The sequence below is a fragment of the Variovorax sp. EL159 genome, assembly GCF_900100965.1.
Lineage (GTDB): Bacteria > Pseudomonadota > Gammaproteobacteria > Burkholderiales > Burkholderiaceae_C > Variovorax.
The window spans coordinates 465,051-485,975 of the sequence record NZ_FMUJ01000003.1 but is presented as its reverse complement, the minus strand read 5'-3'; the positions used below and the strand labels follow the sequence as shown (position 1 = coordinate 485,975).

General features: G+C 65.0%; 19 protein-coding genes. All 19 read left to right on the top strand.

What is annotated here, in order from left to right; all coding sequences use genetic code 11:
• The first annotated feature begins 32 nt into the window (after positions 1–32).
• The 19 genes from BLQ28_RS14300 to BLQ28_RS14210 all read left to right on the top strand — a co-directional run bounded on the left by BLQ28_RS14300 (position 33) and on the right by BLQ28_RS14210 (position 20,917).
• Positions 33–1,262 carry a branched-chain amino acid ABC transporter substrate-binding protein gene (locus tag BLQ28_RS14300; RefSeq protein ID WP_093240326.1) on the top strand — a complete coding sequence of 410 codons (1,230 nt, stop codon included), beginning with the start codon at positions 33–35 and terminating at the stop codon, positions 1,260–1,262.
• Positions 1,263–1,461: 199 nt separating this feature from the next.
• Positions 1,462–2,691, top strand: coding sequence for a branched-chain amino acid ABC transporter substrate-binding protein (locus BLQ28_RS14295; protein WP_093240324.1), 1,230 nt, complete (start codon positions 1,462–1,464; stop codon positions 2,689–2,691).
• Positions 2,692–2,770: 79 nt separating this feature from the next.
• Complete coding sequence (locus BLQ28_RS14290; protein WP_093240322.1) at positions 2,771–3,724, top strand: branched-chain amino acid ABC transporter permease; 954 nt, start codon at positions 2,771–2,773, stop codon at positions 3,722–3,724.
• A gap of 4 nt (positions 3,725–3,728) precedes the next feature.
• Positions 3,729–5,069 (top strand): branched-chain amino acid ABC transporter permease, encoded by a 1,341-nt coding sequence (locus BLQ28_RS14285; RefSeq protein ID WP_093240321.1) that lies wholly within the window; start codon positions 3,729–3,731, stop codon positions 5,067–5,069.
• Entirely contained in the window at positions 5,066–5,836 is a 771-nt protein-coding gene (locus BLQ28_RS14280) for an ABC transporter ATP-binding protein (protein ID WP_093240318.1), read from the top strand. The genes BLQ28_RS14285 and BLQ28_RS14280 overlap by 4 nt, the downstream gene beginning before the upstream one ends.
• A gap of 1 nt (position 5,837) precedes the next feature.
• Positions 5,838–6,533: an ABC transporter ATP-binding protein gene (locus tag BLQ28_RS14275; RefSeq protein ID WP_093240316.1), complete on the top strand. Its 696-nt coding sequence runs from the start codon at positions 5,838–5,840 to the stop codon at positions 6,531–6,533.
• 205 nt (positions 6,534–6,738) lie between these two features.
• On the top strand, positions 6,739–8,844 hold the full coding sequence (locus BLQ28_RS14270) for a 3-hydroxyacyl-CoA dehydrogenase NAD-binding domain-containing protein (RefSeq protein ID WP_093240313.1): 2,106 nt from the start codon (positions 6,739–6,741) through the stop codon (positions 8,842–8,844).
• A gap of 31 nt (positions 8,845–8,875) precedes the next feature.
• Positions 8,876–10,351, top strand: a complete 1,476-nt coding sequence (locus tag BLQ28_RS14265; RefSeq protein WP_093240311.1) for a M20 family peptidase — start codon at positions 8,876–8,878, stop codon at positions 10,349–10,351.
• Between the two features lie 40 nt (positions 10,352–10,391).
• Positions 10,392–11,567 (top strand): acetyl-CoA C-acyltransferase, encoded by a 1,176-nt coding sequence (locus BLQ28_RS14260; RefSeq protein ID WP_093240308.1) that lies wholly within the window; start codon positions 10,392–10,394, stop codon positions 11,565–11,567.
• Positions 11,568–11,569: 2 nt separating this feature from the next.
• Entirely contained in the window at positions 11,570–12,025 is a 456-nt protein-coding gene (locus BLQ28_RS14255; RefSeq protein ID WP_093240306.1) for a PaaI family thioesterase, read from the top strand.
• Positions 12,026–12,078: 53 nt separating this feature from the next.
• Positions 12,079–13,932 (top strand): acyl-CoA dehydrogenase, encoded by a 1,854-nt coding sequence (locus BLQ28_RS14250; RefSeq protein WP_093240303.1) that lies wholly within the window; start codon positions 12,079–12,081, stop codon positions 13,930–13,932.
• Positions 13,932–14,180, top strand: a complete 249-nt coding sequence (locus BLQ28_RS14245) for a hypothetical protein (RefSeq protein ID WP_093240301.1) — start codon at positions 13,932–13,934, stop codon at positions 14,178–14,180. Before BLQ28_RS14250 ends, BLQ28_RS14245 begins: the two co-directional genes overlap by 1 nt.
• A 34-nt stretch (positions 14,181–14,214) precedes the next feature.
• A complete protein-coding gene (locus BLQ28_RS14240) occupies positions 14,215–14,517 on the top strand; it encodes a Dabb family protein (RefSeq protein ID WP_093240298.1) in 303 nt (100 codons plus the stop codon).
• A 35-nt stretch (positions 14,518–14,552) separates the two neighbouring features.
• Positions 14,553–15,347 carry an SDR family oxidoreductase gene (locus tag BLQ28_RS14235; RefSeq protein WP_093240294.1) on the top strand — a complete coding sequence of 265 codons (795 nt, stop codon included), beginning with the start codon at positions 14,553–14,555 and terminating at the stop codon, positions 15,345–15,347.
• Positions 15,348–15,724: 377 nt separating this feature from the next.
• A complete protein-coding gene (locus BLQ28_RS14230) occupies positions 15,725–16,189 on the top strand; it encodes a PaaI family thioesterase (RefSeq protein WP_093240291.1) in 465 nt (154 codons plus the stop codon).
• 22 nt (positions 16,190–16,211) lie between these two features.
• Positions 16,212–17,228 (top strand): NADP-dependent oxidoreductase, encoded by a 1,017-nt coding sequence (locus BLQ28_RS14225; RefSeq protein ID WP_093240288.1) that lies wholly within the window; start codon positions 16,212–16,214, stop codon positions 17,226–17,228.
• Positions 17,229–17,269: 41 nt separating this feature from the next.
• Positions 17,270–18,910 carry an isovaleryl-CoA dehydrogenase gene (locus tag BLQ28_RS14220; protein ID WP_093240286.1) on the top strand — a complete coding sequence of 547 codons (1,641 nt, stop codon included), beginning with the start codon at positions 17,270–17,272 and terminating at the stop codon, positions 18,908–18,910.
• Positions 18,911–18,965: 55 nt separating this feature from the next.
• Complete coding sequence (locus BLQ28_RS14215) at positions 18,966–19,904, top strand: glutathione S-transferase family protein (protein ID WP_093240282.1); 939 nt, start codon at positions 18,966–18,968, stop codon at positions 19,902–19,904.
• A gap of 107 nt (positions 19,905–20,011) precedes the next feature.
• A complete protein-coding gene (locus tag BLQ28_RS14210; RefSeq protein ID WP_093240280.1) occupies positions 20,012–20,917 on the top strand; it encodes an SDR family oxidoreductase in 906 nt (301 codons plus the stop codon).
• The last annotated feature ends 8 nt before the right edge of the window (positions 20,918–20,925 follow it).

Here is a 20,925-nt window from a genome sequence, read left to right as displayed (position 1 = left end):
TGGCATCCCGCCTTTCACTCAGGAGACTCTTCATGCAATTTGCTATCAAGTCAGTAGCTGCCTGTGCAATGTTGGTGAGCGTGACGGCCGCATTCGCCCAAAAGGGCGAGACGGTCAAGATCGCCTGGCTCGACCCGCTGTCGGGCCTGATGGCCGCGGTGGGCACCAACCAGCTGAAGACCACGCAATACCTTGCTGAAGAGTTCAACAAGAAGAACCTGTCGGGCGTGAAGTTCGAGATCCTCGCGCTCGACAACAAGCTCAGCCCGCAGGAAACCACCGCTGCGCTGCGCTCCGCGCAAGACCAGGGTGCGCGCTACATCATGCAGGGCAACGGCTCCGGCCCCGCGCTCGCGATCATCGACGCTGTCGAGAAGAACAACGCGCGCAATCCGGGCAAGGAGCTGCTGTACATGAACTACGCGGCGGTCGACCCCGACCTGACCAACAGCAAGTGCAGCTACTGGCACTTCCGGGTCGACGCCGACACCTCCATGAAGATGGAGGCGCTGACCACCTGGATGAAGGACCAGCCTGACATCAAGAAGGTCTACATCCTCGGCCAGAACTACGCGCACGGCGTGCAGGTGTCGAAGTTCGCCAAGGAGGACCTGAAGGTCAAGCGCCCCGACATCCAGATCGTGGGCGACGACCTGCACCCGCTGGCGCAGGTGCGCGACTTCTCGCCCTACATCGCCAAGATCAAGGCCTCGGGCGCAGACACCGTCATCACCGGCAACTGGGGCTCCGACCTGTCGCTGCTCATCAAGGCGGCCAACGACTCGGGCCTGAACGTCAAGTTCCTGACGTACTACGCGCCGGGCGCCGGCACGCCCACGGCCATGGGCGCCACCTCCGACGGCAAGGTCTACACCGTGGCCTATGCCCACTACAACATGGGCGGCGACATCCAGAAGATCATGGCGGGCTACAAGAAGAAGATGAACGACGACCTGACGCAGGCCTCGATCTATCACGTGTTCGCGCTGCTCGACGCCGCCTTCGCGCAGACCAAGTCGACCGATCCGGTCAAGGTCGCCGCCGCGCTCGAGGGCATGAAGATCAAGAGCTTCAACGGCGAGGTCGAGGTGCGCAAGGCCGACCACCAATTGCAGCAGGGCCTGTACATCTCGCGCTGGGAAAAAGCCAGCGCCAAGTACCCCTACGACGCTGAAAACACCGGTTACACGAACGTCCCCGTGAAGTATTACGAGTCGTATGTGGCGAGCACGCCCACGACCTGCCAGATGAAGCGCCCCTAGGCGTCTTTGTGAACGCATTTCCTACCCGTTGGTAGAAGTCATCTACCCACGGGTAGCAATTTGGAGAAATGCGGTGTCGCCTGCGCGATAGAAACGGGCCTTCGAGGCGCCTCCCTTACGGGCATTCCCTGAGGGGAGGGGCTGCGAACGCTTGTACTCTCGTGAGGCCTTTTGAATCGGTTTGACCAGGAGATATAGATTGAAGCTCGCTCTGAAGATCGTTACCGCAGCCGTTCTCGCGGCAAGTGCCACCGGCGCGCTTGCCCAGAAGGGTGAAACCGTCAAGATCGCGTGGATCGACCCGCTGTCGGGCCTGATGGCTGCGGTGGGAACGAACCAACTCAAGACCTTCCAGTTCTTTGCCGAAGAATTCAACAAGAAGAACGCGGCCGGCGTGAAGTTCGAGATCATCGCGATCGACAACAAGCTCAGCCCGCAGGAAACCACCAGCGCACTGCGCTCGGCCATGGACCAGGGCGCACGCTACATCGTTCAGGGCAACGGCTCCGGCCCCGCGCTCGCGATCATCGATGCGCTCGAAAAGAACAACGCGCGCAATCCGGGCAAGGAAGCGCTGTACCTGAACTACGCGGCGGTCGACCCCGAGCTGACCAACGCCAAGTGCAGCTACTGGCAATACCGCTTCGACGCCGACACGTCGATGAAGATGGAAGCGCTGACCACCTACATGAAGGACCAGCCGGACATCAAGAAGGTCTACATCATTGGCCAGAACTACGCCCACGGCCAGCAGGTCTCCAAGTACGCCAAGGAAGACCTGAAGCACAAGCGCCCCGACGTCCAGATCGTCGGCGACGACCTGCACCCGCTCGCACAGGTGCGCGACTTCTCGCCCTACATCGCCAAGATCAAGGCTTCGGGCGCCGACACCGTCATCACCGGCAACTGGGGCTCCGACCTTGCGCTGCTCATCAAGGCGGCCAACGACTCGGGCCTGAACGTCAAGTTCTATACCTACTACGCCGTGACCAGCGGCACGCCGACCGCCATGGGCGCCGCGTCCGACGGCAAGGTGTTCCAGGTCGGCTATGCCCACTACAACATGGGCGGCGAGATGCAGAAGTACGCCGAGGACTTCAAGAAGAAGTTCAACGACGACATCTACACGACCGATGCCTACACCGTGTTCCAGGCCCTGACCGAAGCCTTCGTCAAGACCAAGTCGACCGACGTGGTCAAGGTGACGGCGGCGCTCGAAGGCATGAAGTTCAAGAGCTTCAACGGCGACGTCGAACTGCGCAAGACCGACCACCAGCTGCAGCAGGGCCTGTACATCGCCCGTTGGGAGAAGGCCAGCGCGAAGTACCCGTACAGCCCGGAGAACACCGGCTACACGCTGGCACCGGTGAAGTACTACGACGCCTACGTGGCCAGCACGCCCACCACGTGCCAGATGAAGCGGCCCTGAGTCAGGCAGCACGCTAACGCGGTCGAGGCCCGACTTCAACACTCGGGCCTTTTTCTTTTTCAACCGACACGAAAGACCGATGAACGTCGAATTCTTCGTCATCTCGCTGCTCAACGGCGTCAGCTACGGCTTGCTGTTGTTCATGCTGAGTTCTGGCCTCACGCTGATCTTCAGCATGATGGGCGTGCTCAACTTCGCGCACGCCAGCTTCTACATGCTGGGCGCCTATTTCGCCTACACGCTGTCGGGCATCCTGGGCTTCTGGCCCGCGCTGTTCATTGCGCCGCTGCTGGTGTTCGTGCTGGGGGCGGCCTTCGAGCGCTATTGCCTGCGCCGCGTCCACAAGTTCGGCCATGTGCCCGAGCTGCTGGTGACCTTCGGTCTTTCGTACCTGATCCTTGAAATCGTGCAGCTGGTCTGGGGCCGCTCCACGGTGCCGTACGGCCTGCCGACGGCACTGCAGGGCCCGCTCTTCTCGCTGTACGGCACGCAGTTCCCCAAGTCGCGCTCGTTCATCATGCTGGTGGCGGTGCTGATGCTGATCTCGGTGTGGCTGCTGCTCACGCGCACGCGCATCGGGCTGGTGATCCAGGCGGCGCTCAAGCACCCCGACATGGTCGAGGCGCTGGGCCACAACGTGCCGCGCGTGTTCATGCTGGTGTTCGGCGGCGGTGCCGCGCTGGCCGGCCTGGCGGGCGTGGTCGGCGGCAACACCTACGTCACCGAGCCGGCCATGGCGGGTTCGGTCGGCTCCATCATCTTCGTGGTGGTGGTGGTCGGCGGCATGGGCTCGCTGGCCGGTGCCTTCCTGTCGTCGCTGATCATCGGCGTGGTGCAGACCTTTGCCGTGGCCATGGACCAGTCGCTCGCGACCGGCCTGCAGGCCCTGGGCGTGGCCGTGACCGACCAGACCTTCGGCTACGAGCTGCTCAAGCTCACGATCTCGCAGGTGGCGCCCATTCTTCCGTACCTGTTCCTGGTGCTGATCCTCATCTTCAGGCCCAAGGGTCTTCTCGGAACCCGGGAGGACTGACGCCATGACCGCTGCAACCACAACGACACCGACGTCGGCACCCAATCCGACGCCCACGCGGTACTACCGCTTCAAGCCGCTGAACATCGGCCGCATCCTGATCTGGTCGCTGTTCGCCGTGCTGCTGATCGTCGCGCCGATGATCTTCACCAGCAGCCTGGCGCTGACCATGCTGTCGCAGATCGGCTACCTCATCATCATCTGCCTGAGCTACAACATCCTGCTGGGGCAGGGCGGCATGCTCAGCTTCGGGCATGCGGTGTACGTGGGGCTGGGCTCGTTCATCGCCATTCATGCGATGAACCTGGCCGGCGCCGGCAAGCTGCCGATTCCGCTGGTGCTCATTCCGCTCGTGGGCGGCCTGGGCGGCATGTTCTTCGCCATGGTGTTCGGCTACGTGTCGACCAAGAAGTCGGGCACCACCTTCGCGATGATCACGCTCGGCCTTGGCGAGCTGGTGGCCGCGATGGCACTGATGTTCCCCAGCTTCTTCGGCGGCGAAGGCGGCATCACCACCAACCGCGTGTATGGCGCGTCGTTCTTCGGCATCAACTTCGGGCCGCAGAACCAGGTGTATTACCTGATCGCCGTGTACTGCTTCATCTGCACCGGGCTGATGTTCGCCTTTACCGGCACGCCGCTCGGACGCATGCTGAACGCGGTGCGCGACAACCCCGAGCGCGTCGAGTTCATCGGCTACAACACGCAGCGCGTGCGCTACTTCGCCTTCATCATCGCGGGCTTCTTCGCGGGCATCGGCGGCGGGCTGGCGGCGATCAACTTCGAGATCGTGAACGCGGCCGACAGCCTGAACGGGCTGCGCTCGGGCAGCTACCTGCTGTTCACCTTCCTGGGGGGCGCCACCTTCTTCTTCGGGCCGATCATCGGGGCGGCACTGCTGGTGTTCGCGCTGGTGCTGCTGTCCGAACTCAGCAAGGCCTGGCTGCTGTACGTGGGCCTGGTGTTCCTGCTGATGGTGATGTTCGCGCCGGGCGGCGTGGCCAGCCTGATCATGATGAACGTGCGCGTGGCGCTGTTCGGCAAGATCAAGCGCTTCTACCTGCTCTACGTGGGCCTGTTCATCGGGGCGGCCATCATGCTGGCGGGCGCCGCGGCCATCGTCGAGATGATCTATCACATGCAGCTGAACGCGGCGCTCGGCTCGACCGTGCCGTTCGCGGGCCTCACGCTGGACACCGCGTCGGCCACGAGCTGGGTCGTTGCCGCCGCGTTGCTTGTGGTGGGCCTGGGCATCTTCGAGGTCGTACGCCGTCGCTTTGCGCGGGTGTGGGGTCAGGCACAAGAAGAAATTGAAGCCGAGATCAAGCGGCGGGAGACGGCATGAGCTATTCACTCGAACTCAAGGGCCTGAAAAAGAGCTTCGGCAAGACCGACATCATCCGTGGCGTCGATTTGGCGGTGACGGCGGGCGAGCGCGTGGCCATCATCGGGCCGAACGGCGCGGGCAAGTCCACGCTGTTCAACCTGATCAGCGGGCGCCTTGCGCCCACCAGCGGCGAGGTGCTGCTGAACGGCCAGCGCATCGACGGCATGAAGCCGTATGAGATCAACCGGCTGGGCCTGTCGCGCAGCTTCCAGATCACCAACATCTTTCCGAAGCTCACCGTCTTCGAGAACCTGCGCTGCGGCGTGCTGTGGAGCCTGGGCTACAAGTACACCTTCCTGCGTTTTCTTTCGAACCTGGACGACGCCAATGCGCGCACCGAAGAGCTGGTTCGCCAGATCGGGCTGGAGCGCAAGCGCGACGTGCACGCGGTCAACCTCACGTACGCCGAACAGCGCGCGCTCGAGATCGGCGTGACCATCGCGGGCGGCGCCAGCGTCATCTTGCTGGACGAGCCCACGGCCGGCATGAGCAAGACCGAGACCTCGCATTTCATCTCGCTCATCAAGCACGTCACGGTCGGCAAGACGCTGCTGACGGTCGAGCACGACATGGGCGTGGTCTTCGGCCTGGCCGACAAGATCGCGGTGGTGGTGTATGGCGAAGTGATTGCCTTCGACACGCCCGCGGCCGTGCGTGCCAATGCGCGCGTGCAGGAGGCCTACCTGGGCTCCTCGGTTGCTGACGCGCAGGGAGCGGGACACTGACATGCTGAAGCTTCAAGACATCCACGCCTACTACGGCAAGAGCCATGTGCTGCATGGCGTTTCCTTCGACGTGAACCCCGGCGAGATCGTCGCGCTGCTGGGCCGCAACGGCTCGGGCCGCTCGACCACTGCCAAGGCCATCATGGGCCTGGTGCATGCCGAGGGCGGACTGCACTGGAAGGGCCAGGACATCCTGCGCCGCAAGGCCTACGAGATCGCGCACTTCGGCATCGGCTACGTGCCCGAGAACCGCGACATCTTCCCCAAGCTCACGGTGCACCAGAACCTGCTGCTGGGGCAGAAGGGTTCGGGCAAGGGCAGCCGCTGGTCGTTCGACGACATGTACGGCATGTTCCCGCGCCTGAAGGAGCGCCAGCACACCGAGGCCGGCGTGCTTTCGGGCGGCGAGCAGCAGATGCTCACGCTGTGCCGCACGCTGATGGGCGATCCCGATCTCATCATCATCGACGAGCCGACCGAGGGCCTCGCGCCCAAGATCGTCGAGCTGGTGGGGCAGTACCTGCGCACGCTGAAGGACAAGGGCATCTCGGTGCTGCTGATCGAGCAGAAGCTCACCATCGCGATGCAGATCTCCGACCGCGCGCTCGTCATGGGCCACGGCAGCATCGTGTTCGACGGCACGCCCGACAGCCTGCGCGCCGACGCCACCACCCGCAAGGAGTGGCTGGAGGTTTAGGGCAAACCCCCTTGCAGAAGGCAACACCCGCGGCCCCGGCAACGCCGGTTCCGCGGTGTTTCCCAAAGGGCCCGCTCTCTTCATGGAAGGCCTTGTCTCGACAGCGACTGCGTGCCATTGTTGCGTCGCCACAAACGCCTAGAATCCCCCGAAAAAGAACACTCGTGCTTTTTCTTCTTTTTCTTCACACACCAAGGAACGCAGCATGACGGCTGAATACAAAGTGCTCGGCGATGTCGCCGTGATCACACTGACCAACCCTCCGGTCAACGGTCTCGGTTTCTCGACCCGCATCGGCATCACCGATGGGCTGGCCAAGGCCAATGCCGACGACGCCGTCAAGGCCATCGTCCTCACGGGCGCCGGCAAGGCGTTCTCGGGCGGCGCGGACATCAAGGAATTCGGCACGCCCAAGGCGCTGCAAGAGCCCAACCTGCTGAGCGTGATCCTGGCGCTCGAAGCTTCGCCCAAGCCCATCGTCGCCGCCATCCACTCGGTGTGCATGGGCGGCGGCCTCGAACTGGCCCTGGGCTGCCACTACCGCGTGGCCGCACCCGGCACCGCCGTGGCACTGCCCGAAGTCAAGCTGGGCCTGCTGCCCGGCGCCGGCGGCACGCAACGCCTGCCACGCGTGCTCGGCGTGGAAACCGCGCTGAACATGATCGTGAGCGGCGAAGCCGTGCGCTCCGAAGTGCTGGCCAGCCTGCCCGGCCAGAAGCTGTTCGACAAGCTGGCCGCATCGGCCGAATCGGTGTTCGAAGAAGCCGTGGCCTTCGCCAAGAGCGTGGCCGGCAAGACCGGCGAGGCGCTGCCGCTGGTGCGCAACCTGCCGTGCAAGCACCCGCAAGGCGACGCGTACTTCCAGTTCACCAAGAACATGGTCGGCGCCATGTCCAAGAACTACCCGGCACCGCTGAAGTGCATCGAGGCCGTGCAAGCCGCCACGAAGATGAAGTTCGAAGACGGCATGGCCGAAGAACGGCGCCTCTTCACTGCGCTGATGTTCACGCCCGAGTCGCTGTCGCTGCGCCACCTGTTCATGGCCGAGCGCGCCGCGAGCAAGATCCCCGACGTGCCCGAAGACACGCCCAAGCGCGAGATCAAGGCCGTGGGCGTGATCGGCGCCGGCACCATGGGCGGCGGCATCTCGATGAACTTCCTGAACGCGGGCATCCCCGTCAAGATCCTCGAGATGAAGCAGGAAGCGCTCGACCGCGGCGTGGCCACCATCAAGAAGAACTACGAAGCCCAGGTCAAGAAGGGCAAGCTCAAGCAGGACAAGTACGAGCAGCGCATGGCGCTGCTGAGCACCACGCTGAGCTACGACGACCTGAAAGACGCCGACCTCATCATCGAAGCCGTGTTCGAAGAAATCGGCGTCAAGGAAAAGGTCTTCAAGGAACTCGACCGCGTCGCCAAGAAGGGCGCGATCCTGGCCTCGAACACCTCGACGCTCGACGTCGACAAGATCGCCGCGTTCACCGAGCGTCCGCAGGACGTGGTCGGCATGCACTTCTTCAGCCCGGCCAACGTGATGAAGCTGCTCGAAGTGGTGCGCGGCAAGGCCACCGCCAAGGACGTGCTCGCCACGGTCATGGCCATCGGCAAGAAGATCAAGAAGACCTCGGTGGTCTCGGGCGTGTGCGACGGCTTCATCGGCAACCGCATGATCGAGCAGTACTCGCGCCAGGCCGGCTTCCTGCTGGACGAAGGTGCGCTGCCGCAGCAGGTCGACAAGGCCATCGAGAAGTTCGGCTTTGCCATGGGCCCGTTCCGCATGGGCGACCTGGCCGGCAACGACATCGGTTGGGCCATTCGCAAGCGCCGCGCCACCGAGCGCGCCGACATGAAGTACAGCCGCACGGCCGACAAGCTCTGCGAACTGGGCCGCTTCGGCCAGAAGACCGGGGCAGGGTGGTACGACTACCAGGCCGGCAAGCGCGATGCGATTCCGTCGGAGCTCGTCAACAAGATGATCGAAGACCACCGCAAAGAGCTGGGCATCACGCCGCGCAAGATTTCCGATGAAGAAATCGTGCAACGCCTGGTGTATGCCCTCGTCAACGAAGGCGCGCACATCCTCGAGGACGGCATTGCCTCGAAGTCGGGCGACATCGACATGGTGTACCTCACCGGCTATGGCTTCCCGATCTGGCGCGGCGGCCCGATGCACTACGCATCGCAAGTCGGCCTGTACAACGTGGCCGAGTCGATGAAGCGCTTTGCCAAGAACCCGCGCGACGACGCCGAGTTCTGGCAACCCGCACCGCTGATCCAGAAGCTGGTCGCCGAAGGCAAGCAGTTCGCCTGATACCGACGCAAAGACAGGACACCGACCGCCAATGTTGAAACGCATTTTTCTCGGGCTGCTGCTGGCAATCGTCTTGCTGGTGGCCGCCGTGGCGGTCAAGACCTGGACCACGCCATCGCAGCAACTGGCGGTGGCGCCCGCACCCAAGCTGGACTTCGACCTGCAGGCAGCCGCCAAGCGGCTGTCCACCGCGATCACGTTCCGCACGGTGTCGGGCATGGACGATCCGGCCGCCAACGCGGCCGAGTTCGACAAGCTGCACGCCTACCTCGAACAGCAGTTCCCCAAGGTCCACGCCACCCTGAAGCGGGAAGTGGTGGGCAACAAGGCGCTGCTCTACACATGGACCGGCACCGATCCGAACGCCAAGCCGATCGCGCTGATGGCGCACCAGGACATGGTGCCCATCGCTCCCGGCACCGAGAAGGCGTGGACGGTCGACCCCTTCAGTGGCGAGATCAAGGACGGCTTCATCTGGGGCCGCGGCACGCTCGACAACAAGAGCAATCTCTTCGCGCAGATGGAAGCCATCGAGCTTCTCATCGGCAGCGGCTTCAAGCCCAGGCAGACCGTCTACCTCGTGATGGGCGACGACGAAGAAGTGAGCGGCCTGCGCGGTGCGCTGCCGATTGCCGAACTGCTCAAGTCGCGCAACGTGCGCCTGGACTGGGTGCTCGACGAAGGCCTGCTGGTGCTCGACGGCGTGCTGCCCGGCCTCTCGAAGCCCGCGGCGCTCATCGGCCTGGCTGAAAAGGGCTACGGCACTTTCTTCCTGTCGCTCGACACCGCGCCCGGCCACTCGTCGATGCCGCCGCAGCACAGCGCCATCGGCAGCATGAGCGCGGCGCTGGCACGGCTCGAAGCCAACCCCATGCCCGGTGGCATCAGTGGCGTGGCCGGCCAGATGTTCGGCGCACTGGCGCCCGAGATGAGCGGCATCAACCGCGTGATGCTGTCGAACCTGTGGCTCACCGAGCCACTGGTGCGCGGCCAGCTCGAAAAGAGCCCGAGCAGCAACGCCATGCTGCGCACGACCACCGCGCTGACCATCGTGCGCGCCGGCAATAAAGACAACGTGCTGCCCGGTCGCGCCGAGGCCGCCGTCAACTTCCGCATCCTGCCGGGCGACACCATCGCAAGCGTCGAGGCACACCTGCGCAAGGCGCTGGCCAACGACGACATCAAGATCAAGCAGTACCCCGGCAACGCAGAGCCGTCGCCCGTGTCGTCGACCGACAGCACCGGCTACCGCGCGATCCAGCAGGCGGTGCGCCAGACTTTCCCCGATGCCATCGTGGCCCCCGGCCTCATGACCGCCGCCACCGACTCGCGCCATTTCAGCCTCGTGAGCGATGCCGTCTTCCGCTTCTCGCCGTTCCGCGCGAAGGGCGAAGACCTTGCGCGCTTCCATGGCAACAACGAACGCCTGGCCGTCTCCAACTACGGCGAGATGATCGGCTTCTATCACCAGCTCCTGAGCAACACCAACGCTGCTCCGGCGCCATGACGACAACCTTCTTTCCCTTCCATCTTCAAAGGACCTCACCATGACCAGCGCCGTCATTGTTTCCACCGCCCGCACGCCGCTCGCGAAGAGCTGGAAGGGTGCCTTCAACATGACGCACGGCGCCACGCTCGGCGGCCATGCCGTTCAGCACGCCATCTCGCGCGCCGGCATCGAAGCCGCCGAAGTCGATGACGTCATCATGGGTTGCGCCACGCCCGAAGGTGCCACCGGCTCCAACATCGCGCGCCAGATCGCGCTGCGCGCCGGCTGCCCCGTCACCACCTCGGGCATGACCATCAACCGCTTCTGCTCGTCGGGCCTGCAGACCATCGCCACCGCCGCCCAACGCATCATCGCGGGCGAAGGCGAGGTGTACGTGGCCGGCGGCGTCGAGAGCATCTCGTGCGTGCAGAACGAAGCCAACAAGCACATGCTGGCCGACCCCTGGCTCGTGAAGCACAAGCCCGAGATCTACTGGAACATGCTGCAGACGGCCGAGCAGGTCGCCAAGCGCTACAACATCGGCCGCGACGCCATGGACGAATACGGCGCAGCCAGCCAGCAGAAGGCCACCGCCGCGCTGGAAGCCGGCCGCTTCAAGGACGAGATCGCCCCTATCACCGTGCTGGCCGGCGTGGCCGACCCGGTGCTGGGCCTGCGCACCAAGGAAGTCACCATCGAGAACGATGAAGGCATCCGCGCCGGCACCACCAAGGAAGGCATCAGCGGCATTCGCTCGGCACTGCCCGGCGGCCTGATCTCGGCCGGCAATGCCAGCCAGTTCTCGGACGGCGGCGGCGCCTGCGTGCTGGTCGAAGAGAAGTACGCCGAGAAGAAGGGCCTGAAGCCGCTCGGCCGTTTCCTCGGTTTTGCCGTGGCCGGTTGCGAGCCTGACGAAATGGGCATCGGCCCGGTCTTCGCGATTCCCAAGGTGCTCAAGCGCCTGGGCCTCACGGTCAACGACATCGACCTGTGGGAGCTGAACGAAGCCTTCGCCGTGCAGGTGATCTACTGCCGCGACAAGCTCGGCATTCCGGCCGACCGCCTGAACGTGGACGGCGGCGCCATCGCCGTGGGCCACCCCTACGGTGTGAGCGGCCAGCGCCTGACGGGCCACGCGCTCATCGAAGGCAAGCGCCGTGGCGCCAAGAAGGTGCTGGTCACGATGTGCATCGGCGGCGGCATGGGCGCCGCGGGCGTCTTCGAGGTCTTGTAATCATGGCCGGCTTGGGCCACGACCAGGAGGTCTCGCCCGAAGCCGCCCTGGCCGTTCTCGCATACGGGCGCGGCGTTCTGGCCGCGCAGCCGTTCAGCGTGCTGATCGGCGCAGAGCTTCATGCGCTGTCGCCGGGCCATGCCGAGATCCAGTTGCCGCTTTCCGCGCAGCTGAAGCAGCAGAACGGTTTCGCCCATGGCGGAATCGTCAGCTACATGGCCGACAACGCACTGACCTTCGCCGGCGGCAGCGCATTGCGCGTGCCGGTGGTGACTTCCGAATTCAAGATCAACTACGTGCGGCCCGCCCTCGGCGAGCGGCTGGTCGCGCGCGCCCGGACGGTCCATTCGGGCAGCTCGCAGGCCGTCTGCACCTGCGAGGTGTTCGTGGTGAAGGACGGCATTGAAAAGCTCTGCGCGCTTGCGCAGGGCACCATCGCGAAGCTGCCGGAGCGATAGATTGGCCGCCAGGCGGCGGCAGACAGAACCCTCTCGAAGAAATCGACATCATCATGAGCCTGCGTTCCACCCTCGACTTTCTGCTCTACGACTGGCTCGATGCCGAGTCGCTCAACCAGCGCGAACGCTTTGCCGACCACTCGCGCGAGACTTTCGATGCGGTGCTCGACACCTGCGAGCGCATTGCGCGCGAGAAGTACGCGCCGTTCAATCGCACGGTCGACACCCAGGAGCCGCATTTCGACGGCGAGAAGGTCGTCTTGCCGAAGGCCACGCACGACGCGCACAAGGCCTTCGTCGAGTCGGGAATGATGAGCGCCGCGCAAGACTACGACATCGGTGGCATGCAGCTGCCGTACACGCTCTCGGCCGCCGCCAACAGCTTCTTCGCGATGGCCTCGGTGAGCATCGGCTCGAACATGCTCACGAGCGGCAACGCCAACCTGCTGATGGTGCATGGCACCGAGATGCAGAAAGAGGTGTTCGCCAAGAACGAGTTTTCGGGCCGCTGGGCCGGCACCATGTGCCTGTCGGAGCCGCAGGCCGGCTCGTCGCTGAGCGACGTGGCCACGCGCGCCGTGCCCGACGGCGCCGATTTCCAGAACGATCCGCTGGGCCCGCGCTATCGGCTCACGGGCAACAAGATGTGGATCTCGTCGGGCGACCACGAGCTGACCGAGAACATCGTGCACATCGTGCTGGCCAAGATCCCGGATGAAAACGGCAAGCTGGTGCCCGGCACGCGCGGCATCTCGCTCTTCATCGTGCCCAAGCGCATGGTGGACACGAAGGGCCAGCTCACCGGTGAGCGCAACGACGTGGCGCTCGCGGGCCTGAACCACAAGCTGGGCTGGCGCGGCACCACCAACACGCTGCTGAACTTCGGCGAGGGCAAGTACCCGGTCGATGGCAAGGCGGGGGCGGTGGGCTATCTGGTCGGCGCGCCCGGCAAGGGCCTGCACTGCATGTTCCACATGATGAACGAGGCGCGCATCGGCGTCGGCACCGCCGCCACCATGCTCGGCATGGCGGGCTACCACGCCTCGCTCGAATACGCCAAGAGCCGCCCGCAAGGCCGGCTGGTGAAGAAGCCGGAAGCCGCAGGCACAGCCGTCGTCAAGGACTCGGCCGCGCCGCAGGTCCGCATCATCGAGCACGCCGATGTGCGCCGCATGCTGCTCGCGCAGAAGGCGTATTGCGAAGGCGCATTGGCGCTGGAGCTGTACTGCGCCCGGCTGGTCGACGAACAGAAGACCGGCGACGCGCAGGCTGCCGACGACGCGCGCTTGCTGCTCGAAGTGCTCACGCCCATTGCCAAGAGCTGGCCGAGCGAGTGGTGCCTGGAAGCCAACTCGCTGGCCATCCAGGTGCACGGCGGCTACGGCTACACGCGCGACTTTCCGGTGGAGCAGTACTGGCGCGACAACCGCCTGAACATGATCCACGAGGGCACGCACGGCATCCAGGCGGCCGACCTGCTGGGCCGCAAGGTGCTGATGGAAAAGGGCCGGGGCCTGCAGTTGCTGGCCGGCCGCATCACCGACACCATCGCCCGCGCGGCCAAGGTGCCGGCGCTTGCGGCCAACGCCAAGGCGCTGGGCGCCGCGCTGCAGCGCATCGGCAGCGCCACCGAGGCCGCATGGTCCACCGGCGACCCGGCCGACGCCCTGGCCAACGCCGTGCCGTACATGCAGGCTTTCGGCCACACGGTGCTGGCCTGGATCTGGCTCGACGTGGCGCAGCGCGCCCTGGAGATCGACAGCGAAAAGGCGAGGGCGGTAACAGCTGGCAAGATCGGTGCCACGGACTATTTCTTCCACTACGAGCTGCCGAAAATCGGCGCATGGCTCAACGTGGTCGAAAGCCGCGACCCGACCTGTACAGCTTTGCCCGAGGACGCCTTCTGATGGCCACTACCAATCCGCCGAACCCCAGCAACAACAACAACACCCCCGTCAAGCCACCCAAGCCGCATGCCCGGCTGGAGAAGTGGATCTGGATCCTGATCTACGGCGGGCTGTTTCTCGTGATCCTGGGGATTTCCACCGGTCGCACCGATGCCGCACTGGGCTGGTCGATGGCGGTGCCCGGCGGGTTGGTGACGCTGGTGGGCTTCGTGCTCATCTACGTGCGCTCGCGGCTCAACGACAAGTAACCCACCCATCCAGCAAGCAACGCAAAGGACCGCCATGCTCAAGCACATCGTGATGTGGAAGTTCAAGGAGCACGCAGAGGGCGCCGACAAGGCGACCAACCTGCTGAAGGCCAAGGCGCTGCTCGACGCCTGCGCCAAGCTGTCGCCCGGCACGCGCCTGTTCGAGGTGGTGATCGCCCAGCCAGGGCTTGAAGCGACCTACGACCTGATCCTCAATTCGGAGTTCACCGACGCCGCCGCGCTCGCGGCCTATGCGGACCATCCGCAGCACGTGGCGCTGAAGCCCTTCATTGGCGCGGTGCGTGAAGCCCGCCAATGCATGGACTACGTGATCTGAGCCAGACAGACGACCTTCCACACCGGAGACATTCCATGACCCCCCGTACCGTTCAAAAACTCTTCGACCTCACGGGCAAGACCGCCCTCATCACCGGCGGCTCGCGCGGCCTGGGCCTGCAGATGGCCCATGCACTCGGCGAAGCCGGCGCGAAGATCATGCTGAGTTCGCGCAAGGCCGACGACCTGGAGCAGGCCGCCGCCGAGCTGCAAGCCGCCGGCATCGACGCGCGCTGGATCGCCGCCGACTGCTCGAGGGAAGAAGACACCCGCCGCCTGGCCGACGAAACGCTGGAGCGCATGGGCGCGGTCGACATCCTCATCAACAACGCCGGCGCCAGTTGGGGCGCACCCGCCGAGAACCACCCGGTCGAGGCCTGGGACAAGGTGATGAACCTCAACGTGCGAGGCTATTTCATCCTGTCGCAGCAGATCGCCAAGGGCTACATGATCCCGAAGAAGACGGGCCGCATCATCAACATCGCCTCGATCGCGGGCCTGAACGGCAACGGCCCGGGCATGCAGACGCTGGCCTACAACACCTCGAAGACGGCGGTGATCGGCTTCACGAAGACGCTGGCGGCTGAATGGGGCAAGTACGGCATCAACGTGAATGCGATCTGCCCGGGCTTCTTCATGACGAAGATGGCGGCGGGGCTGATCAAGTCGCTGGGCGAGGACAACATGGCCGCAGCCGCGCCGTTGGGCCGCCTGGGCGACGAGGAAGACCTGAAGGGCATCACGCTGCTGTACGCGAGCGATGCCGGCAAGCACATCACGGGGCAGTGGGTTGCCGTCGATGGCGGTGTCAGCGTGGTGCTCGGCGCCTAGATTTTTTCGATAGGCCGGGCATGCTGTTCAGGACGGCGCTCACGCCGACGGCGTACTCCCCTCCGCGAATGTCCCCCGGCCTTCGGGCTACCGCCCCTCCTCCTTTGTTTCGCTGCGGGGAGCACACCATCGGCGTGAGCGTTGCACGCAGCGGTCGTTGATCGGCGATATACCCGCAGCGTGCCCTGTGCGAATGGCATCGGGTGCTCCCCGCAGCGAAATAAAGGAGGAGGGGCGCAGCCCCGGGGGACATTCGCGGAGGGGAGTACCCGGTGTCATTCGCACTCGCCCTGAATGAACCCGAGCAGCGCCCGGAAAAAGCCAGCCGAACAAAACACAAACACCCAGCAACCCAACAAGTCAGAGTAAGAACCAAGATGTCTTCCCCCGATTCCAGCGACATCAACATCCGCTCGTACACGAGCCAGATTCCGTTCGCCCGCCACCTGGGCTTCGAGCTCACGAAGTTCGAGAACGGCGAGTCCGAGATCGTCTACACCGCCAAGCCCGAACACCTGAACACCTTCGACGTGACTCACGGCGGCGCCTGCATGACGCTGCTCGACATCACCATGGCCGCGGCCGCGCGCAGCGTCGCGCCCGAAACCGGCGTCGTCACCATCGAGATGAAGACCAGCTTCATGCAGCCTTCGGTCGGCCCGCTGCATGCGCGCGGCACGCTGATCCACCGCACCGCCACGCTGGCTTTTACCGAAGCCAAGATCTACGACGAACACGAGCGCGTGTGTGCCCATGCCACCGGCACCTTCAAGTACGTGAAGCGCCGGCTGCCTACCGGCCCCACCAGCGTCAACGAGATGCGTCCGCCTTCCACCGATTGACCAGATTTCTCCGGAGATATCCATGCCCACGAACCAACAGATCCATCTCGACAACCGCCCCGAGGGCGAAGCCGTTGCCAGCAACTTCAAGCTGGTGACCGCCGAAACGCCCGCACTGAAGGACAACCAGGTCCTGGTGCGCCACCACTACATGAGCCTTGATCCGTACATGCGCGGCCGCATGAACGACGCCAAGAGCTACGCGCAACCGCAGCCGCTCGGCGCCGTGATGCAGGGCGGCACCGTGGGCGAAGTGGTCGAGAGCAAGCACCCCAAGTACGCGGTCGGCGACAAGGTCGTCGGCTTCGGCGGCTGGCAGGAATACAGCGTGGTCGACGCCTCGCAGCCCGGCGCGCTGAAGAAGGTCGACACCACGCACGTGGCGCTGTCGCACTACCTCGGCGCGGTCGGCATGCCGGGCGTCACGGCCTGGTACGGCCTCGTGAAGATCATTGCGCCCAAGGCCGGTGAAACCGTGGTCATCACGGCCGCCAGCGGCGCGGTCGGCAGTGCCTTCGGTGCGCTGGCCAAGGCGCGCGGTTGCCGCGTGGTCGGCATTGCCGGCGGCGCGGACAAGTGCAAGTACGTGACCGACGAACTCGGCTTCGACGCCTGCATCGACTACCGCCTGCACCCCGACGTGAAGAGCATGAGCGCCGCGCTCAAGGAAGCCTGCCCGAAGGGCATCGACGGCTATTTCGAAAACGTCGGCGGCTACATCTTCGACGCCGTGCTGCTGCGCGCCAACGCCTTCGCACGCGTGGCGCTGTGCGGAATGATCGCGGGCTACGACGGCCAGCCGCTGCCGCTCGCCAACCCGGCGCTGATCCTCATCAACCGCATGAAGATCGAAGGCTTCATCGTCAGCGAGCACATGGAAGTGTGGCCCGAGGCGCTGACCGAGCTGGGCACGCTGGTGGCCACAGGCAAGCTCAAGCCGCGCGAGTCGGTGGCGCAGGGCATCGCGTCCGCCCCTGAAGCCTTCCTGGGTTTGCTCAAGGGCAAGAATTTCGGCAAGCAGTTGGTCAAGCTGATCTGAATGAAATGAGATGAACTGAACGCACGGCAAGGAGGCCGGATATGGAAATGACGCACGAGGTGTTCAACCAGCCCGCACCGCTGGTGGACTACAACCTCTTCGACACCAACCGGCCCCTGCGCGATGCGTTGAAGTTCAACGCGCCCGCGTTGCAGCTTGCGCAGCTGCAGGAGCTGGGCGCGACCCTTGGTTCGGCCGGCATGCAGATGCATGCGCGGCTTGCCAACATCCACACGCCCGAACTGCACACGCACGACCGCTTTGGGCGGCGCATCGACGAGGTGGAGTTTCATCCGAGTTATCACGCGCTGATGACGGCCGCCGTGGGCGCGGGCCTACACGGCACGCCGTGGACCGGTACTTCCGCCTCGCCGCATGTGCTGCGCGCGGCCGGCTTCATGCTCTTCACCGAGCTGGAGCCATCGATTCTTTGCCCGATCTCGATGAGCTATGCCGTCACGCCTGCGCTGCGCGACAATGCGGCCGTGTACGCCGACTGGGGCCCCAAGCTCGGCAGCCTCTGGTACGACCCCGCGCTCAAGTCTTTCAAGGACAAGCCCGGCGTGACCATGGGCATGGGCATGACCGAGAAGCAGGGCGGCTCCGACGTGCGGGCCAACACCACGCGCGCCGTGCGGGACGGCAGCGACGCCTGGGGCGAGCGCTATGCCATCACCGGCCACAAGTGGTTCTTCTCGGCACCGATGTGCGATGCATTCCTCGTGCTGGCGCAGACCCCCGCCGGGCTCAGTTGCTTCTTTCTTCCGCGCGTGCTGCCCGATGGCGCGCGCAACGCCATCCGCATCCAGCGCCTGAAGGACAAGCTCGGCAACAAGGCCAACGCGAGTTCCGAGGTCGAGTTCGACGGTGCCACCGCGTGGCTGGTGGGTGAGGAGGGCCGCGGCATTCCGCAGATCCTCGAGATGGGCACGATGACCCGGCTCGACTGCGCACTCGGCACCAGCGGCCTGATGCGCCAGGCCCTGAGCATCGCGCTCAACCACACCAGCCAACGCAGCGCCTTCGGCAAGCCGCTGATCGAACAGCCGCTCATGAAGAATGTGCTGGCCGACCTCGCGCTCGAAAGCGAAGCCTCGACCGCGCTCGCGATCCGCCTGGCCCGCGCCTTCGATCAACCCGGCGACGAACACGAACGCCTGATGGCGCGCCTGCTCACGCCGGTCGCCAAGTTCTGGATCTGCAAACGCGGCAGCCACTTCGCACAGGAGGCCATGGAATGCCTCGGCGGCAATGGCTACGTGGAGGAGGGCGGCGAAGGCATCATGGCGCGCATCTACCGCGAGATGCCGCTCAACTCGATCTGGGAAGGCGCCGGCAACATCATGGCGCTCGACCTGCTGCGTGGTTTGCGCAAGGGCGATGCGGTCGCCGGCCTTGCGAAAGAGTTGGCTCCGGCGCGCGGCCAGCATGCCGCGCTCGACCGCCTGGCCGACGCACTGCCCGCGCGCATCGAGGCGATGGCCTCCGAGGTCGAGGCGCGCCGTCTGGCACAGGACGTGGCGCTCGCGGTGCAGGCTGCATTGCTCGTTCAGACCGCACCGGCCGCAGTCTTCAGCGCCTTTTGCGACTCGCGCCTTGGCGGCGACTGGGGCCAGACCTTCGGCACGCTCGGCGCGGGCACCGATTTCGATTCGATCATCCAGCGCGCGCAACCTCGTTGAGCCGCGCTGAACATTCACCCGCAGAAGCAAGCAAACCCCTCACGGAAAACACCACATGGCCGACCTGATCCTTCACCACTACACCACCTCGCCGTTCTCCGAGAAGGTGCGGCTCATCCTCGGCGCCAAGAAGCTGCCGTGGAAGTCGGTTTTGATTCCACCGATCATGCCCAAGCCCGATGTGGAGGTGCTCACGGGCGGCTACCGCAAGACGCCGTTCCTGCAGATTGGCGCCGACATGTATTGCGACAGCGCGCTCATCGCCGACGTGCTGGAGCACCTGCAGCCCGAGCCCACGCTCTACCCCGAGCCGGAAAAGGGCATGTCGCGCATCCTGGCGCAGTGGGCCGACACCACGCTGTTCTGGGCCGCGATGGCCTGGAACATGCAGCCCAAAGGCGTGGCCGAAGTGTTCGCCAAGGCGCCGCCCGAAGCCGCCAAGGCCTTCGGCGAAGACCGCGGCAAGATGAGCGCCGGCAACATGACGCGCCTGCGTCCGGCCGACGCCACCAGCGCCTACAAGTCGTACCTGCGCCGCCTGTCGGACATGCTGGACGACAAGCCTTTCCTGCTGGGCGGATTCCCCTGCATCGCCGACTTCTCGGCCTACCACCCACTCTGGTACACGCGCCGCATCGAGTCGGTCCGCACCATCCTCGACCTGACGCCGGCGGTGATCGACTGGATGGACCGCATGGCCGCCATCGGCCATGGCGCACCCGAGAAGTTCAGCGCCGCCGAAGCCATCGCCGTCGCCAAGGCCGCGACGCCGCACACGCTGCTGACCGACAGCACCTTCCAGGACGACCACGGCATTCCGCTGGGCAGCGCCGTCACGGTGCGTGCCGAGAGCTTCGGCCTCGAAGAGACGCCGGGCACGCTGGTCGCCGCCACGCGCACGCACTACACGCTGGCGCGCAGCGGCGATCGCACGGGCACGGTGCATGTGCACTTTCCGCGCATCGGCTACGTGTTGAAGAAAGCTGAGGCCTGACCGAAAACGGGACGCATGGCGGGCACCTTCGTGACTGCGCCCGCGCGCGTTCCGTATTTCAATAGCGGCTCCAACGTCAGAGACATTCAACAGAAGGACACCGGCAAATGATTCAGGACTTCAAGGGCAAGACCGCCGTACTCACCGGCGCTGGTTCGGGTTTCGGGCTCGAGTGCGCACGCATCGGCGCTGCCCGTGGCATGAACCTCGTGCTGGTCGACGTGCAGCAGGACGCACTCGACAAGGCCAAGGCCGAGATGGAAGCCGCCGGCGTGCAGGTGATGGCCCGCAAGGTCGATGTGTCCGATGCCGCGCAGATGGAAGCGCTGGCCGCCGCCGTCAAGGAACGCTTCGGCGCGCCGCACTTCGTGTTCAACAACGCCGGCGTGGGCGCGGGTGGCCTCGTGTGGGAAAACACCGTCGCCGACTGGGAGTGGGTGCTGGGCGTTGACCTGTGGGGCGTGATCCACGGCGTGCGCCTGTTCACGCCGATGATGCTCGAAGCGGCCGCCAAGGACCCCGGCTATCGCGGCCACATCACCAACACCGCCAGCATGGCCGGCCTGCTCACGCCGCCCAACATGGGCATCTACAACGCGGCCAAGGCTGCGGTCGTGAGCCTCACCGAGACCATGTACCAGGACCTGAACCTCGTGACCGACCAGATCGGTGCGAGCCTGCTGTGCCCGTACTTCGTGCCCACCGGCATCACGAGCAGCGAGCGCAACCGCCCGAATGCGCCGAAGGATTCGGAACTCACGAAGAGCCAGCTCATCGGCCAGGCCATGAGCAACAAGGCGGTGAGCAGCGGCAAGATCACCGCCGCCGAAGTGGCGGCCAAGGTGTTCGAGGCGATCACGGCCAACCAGTTCTACGTGTTCAGCCACCCCAAGGCGCTGGGCAACGTGCGCAGCCGCATGGAGAACATCGTGTCGGGCACCAACCCGGCCGACCCATTCCTGGAGCGGCCCGAGATCGGGCAGAAGCTGCGCGAGCAGCTTCGTTCGGCCTGAAGCCGAGC

What these genes read in the sequence shown, in the direction of transcription:
- BLQ28_RS14275 (WP_093240316.1), top strand. Translation starts at nt 5,838, where the DNA reads ATGCTGAAGCTTCAAGACATCCACGCCTACTACGGCAAGAGCCATGTG.
- BLQ28_RS14215 (WP_093240282.1), top strand. Translation starts at nt 18,966, where the DNA reads ATGGCCGACCTGATCCTTCACCACTACACCACCTCGCCGTTCTCCGAG.
- BLQ28_RS14220 (WP_093240286.1), top strand. Translation starts at nt 17,270, where the DNA reads ATGGAAATGACGCACGAGGTGTTCAACCAGCCCGCACCGCTGGTGGAC.
- BLQ28_RS14285 (WP_093240321.1), top strand. Translation starts at nt 3,729, where the DNA reads ATGACCGCTGCAACCACAACGACACCGACGTCGGCACCCAATCCGACG.
- BLQ28_RS14280 (WP_093240318.1), top strand. Translation starts at nt 5,066, where the DNA reads ATGAGCTATTCACTCGAACTCAAGGGCCTGAAAAAGAGCTTCGGCAAG.
- BLQ28_RS14270 (WP_093240313.1), top strand. Translation starts at nt 6,739, where the DNA reads ATGACGGCTGAATACAAAGTGCTCGGCGATGTCGCCGTGATCACACTG.
- BLQ28_RS14230 (WP_093240291.1), top strand. Translation starts at nt 15,725, where the DNA reads ATGTCTTCCCCCGATTCCAGCGACATCAACATCCGCTCGTACACGAGC.
- BLQ28_RS14300 (WP_093240326.1), top strand. Translation starts at nt 33, where the DNA reads ATGCAATTTGCTATCAAGTCAGTAGCTGCCTGTGCAATGTTGGTGAGC.
- BLQ28_RS14255 (WP_093240306.1), top strand. Translation starts at nt 11,570, where the DNA reads ATGGCCGGCTTGGGCCACGACCAGGAGGTCTCGCCCGAAGCCGCCCTG.
- BLQ28_RS14225 (WP_093240288.1), top strand. Translation starts at nt 16,212, where the DNA reads ATGCCCACGAACCAACAGATCCATCTCGACAACCGCCCCGAGGGCGAA.
- BLQ28_RS14260 (WP_093240308.1), top strand. Translation starts at nt 10,392, where the DNA reads ATGACCAGCGCCGTCATTGTTTCCACCGCCCGCACGCCGCTCGCGAAG.
- BLQ28_RS14265 (WP_093240311.1), top strand. Translation starts at nt 8,876, where the DNA reads ATGTTGAAACGCATTTTTCTCGGGCTGCTGCTGGCAATCGTCTTGCTG.
- BLQ28_RS14240 (WP_093240298.1), top strand. Translation starts at nt 14,215, where the DNA reads ATGCTCAAGCACATCGTGATGTGGAAGTTCAAGGAGCACGCAGAGGGC.
- BLQ28_RS14250 (WP_093240303.1), top strand. Translation starts at nt 12,079, where the DNA reads ATGAGCCTGCGTTCCACCCTCGACTTTCTGCTCTACGACTGGCTCGAT.
- BLQ28_RS14290 (WP_093240322.1), top strand. Translation starts at nt 2,771, where the DNA reads ATGAACGTCGAATTCTTCGTCATCTCGCTGCTCAACGGCGTCAGCTAC.
- BLQ28_RS14245 (WP_093240301.1), top strand. Translation starts at nt 13,932, where the DNA reads ATGGCCACTACCAATCCGCCGAACCCCAGCAACAACAACAACACCCCC.
- BLQ28_RS14235 (WP_093240294.1), top strand. Translation starts at nt 14,553, where the DNA reads ATGACCCCCCGTACCGTTCAAAAACTCTTCGACCTCACGGGCAAGACC.
- BLQ28_RS14210 (WP_093240280.1), top strand. Translation starts at nt 20,012, where the DNA reads ATGATTCAGGACTTCAAGGGCAAGACCGCCGTACTCACCGGCGCTGGT.